We start from the raw sequence: 7,566 nt of genomic DNA, 5'->3' as shown, positions 1-7,566 counted from the left end.
GAAGCCGTCGAACTCCAGCAGCGCGATCTTCTGGCCGCTGCCGGTGTACGTGCCGGAGACGTTGTAGCCGCCCTTGAGCTGGGCCGGCGTGTACCCGCCGCCGGGACCGTTGTGGGGGCTGACGGTGTGCGGGGTCGCCTGGTGGTGCAGCTGGACGCGGTTGTTGAGGCCTGCGACGTCGCTGACGATCGACGCGATGGCGGCCGGCAGCGTCGGCGCGCTGTCGTTGGCGTAGAAGGAACGTCCGGTCCTGGCGTCCTTCCAGGTCGACAGCTTGGTGCCGAAGGCCTTCTCCAGCTGGGCGGCGGTGCCGTCGGCGTCGACCAGCAGGTTGCCGGAGTGGACCTTGCCGACGGTCAGGCCCTGGGCGCGCAGGTAGTCCTTGAGCTGCTTGATCTCGGCGTCGGTCCGGCCGAAGCGGGCCCCGAACTGCTGCTTGGTCAGGTAGTGGCCGTAGGAACTCGAATGCGGGTCACTGACCTCGGCGACGAAGGTGTCGAGTGCCCTTCCGCCTCTGGGAGTCAGGCTGATGGCCACCGATATCCGCTTGCCGGCCGCGACGCTTCCGGTGCGGGCCGCGTTGTGCTTCAGGCCCGGCAGGACGTCTCCGGCGATGGCGGCACGGGTCGCGTGCGGCTGCGGAGCGTTCGCGGCATGGGCGGCGGGGACGGCCGCGGCGACCAGGGCGGGCGCGGCGACCAGACCGAGCAGTTTCAGACGTGTGGTCACTGAAGTCCTCCGGGGAGTGGGGGAGTTGTTCCGGAATCGGAACGGCTTCACCGTAGGAACGTCGACCCCACCCCCATAAGCGGGGGAACCCTTGCGTTGCGTGTTAACAGCCGGTGTCACGTCAACGGCGTGTGTCGAGAACATGGTGGGTCTGGGTGCGGCTCGACCGGCTCACCGTCACGGTCCGTCCCGGTGGATCCACTTGACCCTCGTCGCCGGAGTCGACGGCCGCGCCGGAGGCGATGACGGCGACCGCCATCGCGTGGGCGAGCGCGGTGCGCGAGCGGACCCCGACCTTGCGGTACACCCGCGACAGGGTCCCTTCCACCGTCTTGACGCTGATGAACAGCTTGGCGGCGACCTCCCGGTTGGTGGCCCCACCCCCGACCAGCTCGGCGATCCTGGCCTCGGTGGGGGTGAGTTCGGGCCGGCCCGTACCCGCCTCACCGCTGCGGTCACCGGCGTCCAGCCGGGACAGCTCGTCCCTGGCCCGTGCCGCGAGCGGGGCGGCGCCGATCCGCGTGGCGGTGTGCAGCGCCTCGCCGAGAACGGCGCGCGCCGCGCTCCTGCGGCGCGAGCGGCGCTCGACCGCTCCGAGTGCGATCAGGGTGCGCACCAGCTCGGTGGGCAACGGGAGTTGACGCAGCCGGTCCACGGCGGCACGCAGTCGCGCGGCTCCCTCCTTCGCCCGGCCGCTCCCTGCCTCCCGCAGCCCCTCCGCACGCTCCAGAGCCGCCAGCACGCTGCCGGGCGTGTCACCGGTCACACGGGCGCAGGCCTCGCGGAGGACGGTCCCGGCCTCGTCCGTCTCGCCGAGCAGGACCAGTGCTTCGGCCAGGTCGCCGTACCAGTGCAGCAAAGGCGGGTCGGCGGCACGCATGGCAGTCCCGAGCTCCCGCACGCGCTGCAGCGCCTCGACCGCGGACGCGGCTCCCCGTGGGTCGCCGGCGAGCAGTCCGGCCTGTCCGAGCACGGCCAGCGCACGCAGCAGGAACAGCCGGTCGCCGTCGGCCTCCGAGGCGCGTACCGCCTGCTCGGCCAGCCGCCGGGCCTCCTCGACGGCGCCGCCCGCGGTGGCCGCCAGCGCCGCCGCGTACAGCGCGGGAGCCGCCTCGGACATGGCGCGCGAGCAGCGCGCCGCGGTGTGCAGTGCCTCGCGGCAGTGTCCGGCCCGCACCTGGATCCGGGTCAGTGCCACCAGAGTCGCCATGACCTCCTCGACAGCGGCCAACTCCTCGACCATGGGCAGGAGTTGGACCACCTGCTCCTCGGCCTCGGTCACCCTGTCGGAGTCCAGGGCGAGGATCGCCCGCATCCGGATCAGCCGCCAGCTCTGCGGACCGCCGTCGGCGCCTCCGGCCAGCGCGAGCGCCTCCTCCAGGGCGGCCTCCGCCGCGACCGGATCGCCGGCCAGGGAACGCACCCGGGCGAGCGTGGCGAGCGCTCCGATCACGGTCTCCGTGTCACCGGCCGCGGCCGCCCGCCCGGCAGCGCGCCGCGCATGCCCTGCCGCCTCCTCCAGCTCCCCGCACAGCAGGCCGCGTACGGCCGCCCAGTGGTGCAGCGGGGCCTCGGCCTCCGGATCGCCGACGGCGTCCCGGAGACCTTCCTGGATCAGTGCGTGGGCACCCTCCAGCGCCTGCCCGGCGTTGCGCAGCAGGACCAGCCGGGCCCGCACCCGACGGCGTGCCGAGTCCGACTCGGCGAGAACCGCCTCCGCGGCCCCGGCCGCCTCCTCCCGTTGCCCGGCGTCGCAGGCGTACTCCGCCGCGGCCAGCAGCCGGTCGGCCCGGTCCGCGGGCCGGTCGCCGGGGGTACGGCGGGCGGCGAGCCGGGCCAGTTCGCAAGCGGCGCCGAGCGCGCCGTCGCGGCGGGCGTACTCCGCCGCGGACATCAGGGTGCGGGCGGTGTCCTCGTCCGCGTGCGGGCGCGCGTGCGCGAGATGACGGGCCTGTTCGACGGGCTCGGTGATCGCGCGGGCCAGCAGCGCGTGTGCCTGCCGGCGCTCGCTCTCGGGGGCGTCGGCGTAGACGGCGGCACGGATCAGCGGATGCCGGAAGCGTATGGTTCCACCGGTGTCGGTCGCCGCCATGCCGAGCCGCTCCGCCTCCGCGAGGTCCGCGGCGGGGTCGGGGAGCCCGGCGGCACGCAGCAGGGCGAGGTCGGGTCGGGCGGCGGCGCTGGTGACCAGGAGCGTGCTCCGCGCCGTCTTCGGCAGCCTGCGCGCCTCGTCCAGCAGCAGGGTGCGCAGTCTCCGGGGCACGGGCAGCGTCGGCCCGCAGGCCGCGGGTGCCGGGCCGCGCAGGGCGGCGGCTCGCCCCAACTCCAGTGCGTACAACGGGTTTCCGGCGGCGGTGCGCTGGATCGCCCGGAGCACACCCGGGGACAGGCCGGCGCCGGTGCCGGCGCGCAGAAGGCGGGCGACATCGTCGTCCGTGAGGGGCGGTACCGGAAGTTCGACGGTGCCGGGCGGGCAGCAGCGCGGTCGCTCGGGCGGTTCGCCGTCCGCGACCCGTTCCGCGGCCACCACCCGTATGTCCAGGTCGCCGAGCCGGCGTACGGCGAAGGCCAGCACCTCGGCGGTGCACTCGTCGAGCCACTGCAGGCCGTCGAGCACCAGGACGACGGGACCGGTGGCGGCCAGGGTGCGCAGCACGTCGAGGACGGCGACGCGCACCGCGAGACGGCTGCGGCCGTCCGCCGGTTCCGTGCCGCGCAACAGGGCTGCCCTCAGTGCCGCCCGGGGCTCCGGCGCGAGGGTTTCCAGGCAGCTCTCCGGCACCCGCGCGAACAGGTCGACGAGCCCGGCGAACGGGAGGCGGGCGTCCTCCTCCGCGGGCGAGCAGTGCAGCACAGTGCAGGCCGACGGGGGATGCGCCGTCAGGGACGCCGTAAGGGCTGCCACGAGCATGGACTTGCCGATCCCGAGGGGACCGTGGATGAGCACTCCAGGACGGGCCGTCAGTGCGGCCCGGGCGGCGTCGAGCAGCTCGCGGCGCCCGGTCAGTGACCGTGCTCCCACCGCAGCCGCCCGTCCTCCGCCCTGGGGGTGGCACCCGTGACCTTCGTGCGGGATCCGTCCGGTGCCGGGTTACACCCGGCACCGACGGCGAGTCCATCGGTACGGCGAGTGCGGCTGGCGCCAGGACGAAGGATCATGTGTTCATGACAACCCGCCCGTCTTCGCCTTGTCAATGCGGGCCGTCACTCCCGAACCGGCTTGCGTGCCAGTTCGTAGGCGTAGCCGACCGTTTCGGTGAGGTGGCCGTCGGCGGCGAAGGAGCCGAGTCCGGCGGTGAGTCCGGCGTCGAAGCCGTCGGCGTGGTCCGCGAGCACGGAGGGCGGCAGGAACGATGTCGACCGGACGTAGCCGGCGAGTTCGCGGATCGTCCAGCGATGCTCGACGCAGAACTCATGACGTCCGGCGGGCTCGAAACCGGCACGGGCCAGCACGTCCCGGTCAGGATCCTCTCGCCTTGCCCGGTCCCAGCCCCGGGGAACGCGGCCGGCCGCGCCGAGGGCGTGCTGCCATCCGCGCAGCATGCCGTCGAGCGCCCGCTGCCAGTTCCGCGGGCCGGTCCACGGGCTGGTCGACCAGCACAGCGCGAGGCAGCCACCGGGCTTGAGCCAGCCGTGGGCGCGCTGGGCGACGAGGGCGCGGGGCAGGCGGTGGAAGGCATTGCCGATGACGATCAGCTCGAAGCCGCCCGGCTCGGCGTGGAGATCCTCGGCACCGACGGTGATCGTCCGGATGTGGGCGGCGCCGCAAGCGCTCGCCTTGGCGCGGACCACCTCGGTCATGCCGGATTCGGCGTCCACGGACCACACTTCCGCGAACCGGTCGCGCAGGCGGAAGGTGAGCTGGCCGGTGCCGCATGCCAGGTCGAGCAGGCGTCCGTGCCCCGAGGGCGCTGCCCGGCGGACGAGATCGGCGACCATGGCGTCGGGGTAGGGGAGGCGGAACCGGTCGTAGTAGTCGGCGGTGCCCCGGTAGAGGCCGGGCTCGAACCTGATCTCACTGACCATGCGATCACCATGGCACAGGGCGGCCCGGCTTCCGGACGTACCACGGCGGCCCGTGTCCGCAATGCAAGACCTCCACGGGAAGTCCTTGACCAGCGCGACGGACCTCTGCTGAACTCCGGTCCCATGAACCCGCGCGTGGACCTCACTCGGCGGCGCCACATCGATCTGGCGCACGTCTCCAGCGCGTTCTGTTGTCGTTGAGCCGGTACGTCGTCGAGTGGCTCCCGGGACCTCAAACGGTGCCCGGCGGGACCGTCGTCGCCACGTCCTGAACGTCGCCCCCTCCGACTCTTCCCCACGGCCGTCCACACGGATTCGAGCAGGCCGAGGACCTCACTGAAGCGCGGATGAGCGGTCGGCCCGGCCTGCGTCCGGCGCTCTCGCCGCCGTCGTTCCGCTCCTCCCGTCTCGCGACCTGACGACCATCCACGGGGCCGCCGCCGCTCCGGTCGTCCCCGCACGCCAACTCTCTGCCTTCCAGCACCCCGTGCTGCGCCCGCCCTCTCGACAAGGACCTCCCCATGCCTCCGTCCCTCCGCAAGCTGACCGGCCGTATCGGCGCGGTCGTCGAGGGCGTCGACCTCACGGCGCCTCCCGACCCCTCGACGGTCGCCACGCTCCGCCAAGCCCCCAACGAACACAAGGCCATCGCGTTCGACCGGGTGAACCTCGACAACGCCGGTCAGGAGCGCGTGGCCGCGTGGTTCGGCGAACTCACCACCGCTCACCCGAACGTGCCGGCCGCCGATGGCACCACGAACGTGCTCGCCGTCGACAGCGAGACGTCCAGGGCCGACGAGTGGCACACGGACGTCACCTTCGTGGTCAACCCGCCCCAGGCCACCACCCTGCGGTCCCTCACGATCCCCCCGTACGGCGGCGAGAAGCTCGTCGCCCACGCCGCCGCGGCCCACCGGAACCTGCCCGAACCGCTGCGCGTCCTCGCGGACTCACCGCGCGCCGTGCACACCGACCGGTACGACCACGCCCGGCCTTCGGCCACGACGGCACTGCGCGAGGAGTACGACCGGGTCTTCGTCTCGACGCCGTACGAGGCGGAACACCCGGCGGTGCGAGTGCACCCGCTGACCGGCGAACGCGGCCTGTTCATCGGCGGGTTCGTCAAGCGGATCGTCGATGACGCCTCGCACCGCTCCGGCGTCCCGGAGGCGGCGGCATGACCGACATCCCCCTCGGGACACCGGCCGTCACCAGGACCGCCGACGCCGAGCCGGCGAGCGCGCGGGACCGGGACGTCTTCCTGCCCCGCGACGCCCGGCGCCGGACAGCGTTCAGCACGCTGCGTGAGCGCCTTCGCTGGCCGCTCGGGATCTACACGACTCCGGTCGTGATCCTGGTCGCCTGGGAGGTTCTCGCCAGGGCCGGTGTGCTGGCGAAGACGTACGCTCCGGCGCCGACCTCCATCGTGAAGTCCGCCGCCGATCTGTGGAACCAGGGCGTGCTCGGCCCCGACGTGGCCATCTCGCTGCAACGGGCAGGCATCGGGCTCCTGATCGGTCTGACGGTGGGCATCGTCGCCGGAGTGCTCGGCGGTCTGCTGCGCAGCGGTGAGTACCTGTTCAACGGCGTGGTGCAGGTCCTCAACACGATCCCGCTGCTGGCGGTGCTGCCGCTGATGATCGTGTGGTTCGGCATCGACGAGCTCACGAAGGTGCTGCTGATCTCGTTCGGTGCCGGCGTGCCGATGTATCTCAACCTGTTCGCCGCGATCAGGGGCGTCGACCAGCGCCTGATCGAGATGGCGCGGACGTCGGGCGCGGGCACGTGGCGCATCGTGACGCGGGTGCTGGTGCCCGGAGCCCTGCCCGGGTTCCTCGTCGGACTGCGGTTCTCCCTCGCGTACAGCGTGCTGGGCCTCGTCGCCGCCGAAACGGTCAACGCCGACAAGGGACTCGGCTTCCTCATCACTCAAGGGCAGACCTACCTGCAGACCAACCAGGTCTTCGTGGGGCTGGTCGTCTACTCGCTCCTCGGTCTGCTCGCCGACCAGTTCGTCCGGGTTCTCGAGCGGGTGCTGCTGCGGTGGCGCCCGGGTTATGAGGCGTCATGAGCACCACGATCGGGACACAGACCCGGCGGCGGACCGGAGTCGTCGTCGAGCAGGTCGTCCGCCGGTTCGGTGACCGGGTGGTGCTCGACCGCCTGGACCTGACCATCGCAGAGGAGGAACTGGTGATCCTGCTCGGCCCCTCCGGCTGCGGCAAGAGCACCCTCCTGAGACTGCTCGCCGGCCTGGACCGGCCCGACGGCGGCCGGGTGGAGGTGCCGGCGAAGCGCGCGATCGTGTTCCAGGCCGACCGGCTGCTGCCGTGGCAGCGGGTCCTGCGCAACATCACACTCGGACTGTACGGGCCCGACGCCGAGCAGCGAGCCCGGGACGTGCTCGCCGAGGTCGGACTCGCGGGACGCGAGAAGGCATGGCCCAAGGAGCTCTCCGGCGGTGAGGCCCAGCGGGTGTCGCTCGCGCGGGCACTGGTCTCCGAGCCCGGACTCGTCCTGCTGGACGAGCCGTTCGCGGCCCTCGACGCGATCACCCGGCTGCGCATGCACGACCTCGTGCGGGCACTGCGCAGCAAGCACCACGCGGCCATGCTGCTGGTCACCCACGACGTCGACGAGGCGATCGCCCTGGCGGACCGCATCGTCGTCATGAGCGACGGGCGCATCGGCGCCTCCCATCGCGTCCAGCTCTCGGCGGCGGACCGCGAGGCGAGCGTCGCCCGTGAGGAGCTGCGTGCCGCGCTCCTGAACGACCTCGGTGTCGCCGGACACCACTGACTGCCCTTCCCC

At 72.8% G+C, this 7,566-nt stretch carries 5 protein-coding genes and 1 pseudogene; 3 read left to right on the top strand and 3 right to left on the bottom strand.

All coding sequences use genetic code 11. The features are described from left to right. The 3 genes from FB563_RS42355 to FB563_RS42345 form a co-directional block, all read right to left on the bottom strand. Window positions 1-729: protease pro-enzyme activation domain-containing protein (locus tag FB563_RS42355; RefSeq protein ID WP_244329082.1), on the bottom strand; the 729-nt coding region annotated here is incomplete at its 3' end. A 121-nt stretch (window positions 730-850) separates the two neighbouring features. Beyond that, the gene (locus tag FB563_RS42350; RefSeq protein ID WP_234358073.1) at window positions 851-3,751 is read right to left on the bottom strand and encodes a helix-turn-helix transcriptional regulator; all 2,901 of its coding nucleotides are present in this window, start codon (window positions 3,749-3,751) and stop codon (window positions 851-853) included. Between the two features lie 182 nt (window positions 3,752-3,933). After that, window positions 3,934-4,755: a class I SAM-dependent methyltransferase gene (locus FB563_RS42345; RefSeq protein WP_055710188.1), complete on the bottom strand. Its 822-nt coding sequence runs from the start codon at window positions 4,753-4,755 to the stop codon at window positions 3,934-3,936. Between the two features lie 521 nt (window positions 4,756-5,276). On the opposite strand from FB563_RS42345, the pseudogene FB563_RS42340 reads away from it, so the two are divergent. From FB563_RS42340 to FB563_RS42330, 3 genes and pseudogenes are all read left to right on the top strand, one after another. Next, window positions 5,277-5,891 (top strand): annotated as a pseudogene (locus tag FB563_RS42340) (TauD/TfdA dioxygenase family protein); the annotation flags it as partial. Between the two features lie 41 nt (window positions 5,892-5,932). Beyond that, window positions 5,933-6,826, top strand: coding sequence for an ABC transporter permease (locus tag FB563_RS42335; protein ID WP_055706212.1), 894 nt, complete (start codon window positions 5,933-5,935; stop codon window positions 6,824-6,826). Further along, window positions 6,823-7,554 (top strand): ABC transporter ATP-binding protein, encoded by a 732-nt coding sequence (locus FB563_RS42330; protein WP_055706213.1) that lies wholly within the window; start codon window positions 6,823-6,825, stop codon window positions 7,552-7,554. The genes FB563_RS42335 and FB563_RS42330 overlap by 4 nt, the downstream gene beginning before the upstream one ends. The last annotated feature ends 12 nt before the right edge of the window (window positions 7,555-7,566 follow it).

The organism is Streptomyces puniciscabiei (assembly GCF_006715785.1).
GTDB classification, from domain to species: domain Bacteria; phylum Actinomycetota; class Actinomycetes; order Streptomycetales; family Streptomycetaceae; genus Streptomyces; species Streptomyces puniciscabiei.
The sequence above is the reverse complement of the archived record's forward strand: the minus strand, read 5'-3'. Positions and strand labels throughout refer to the sequence as shown.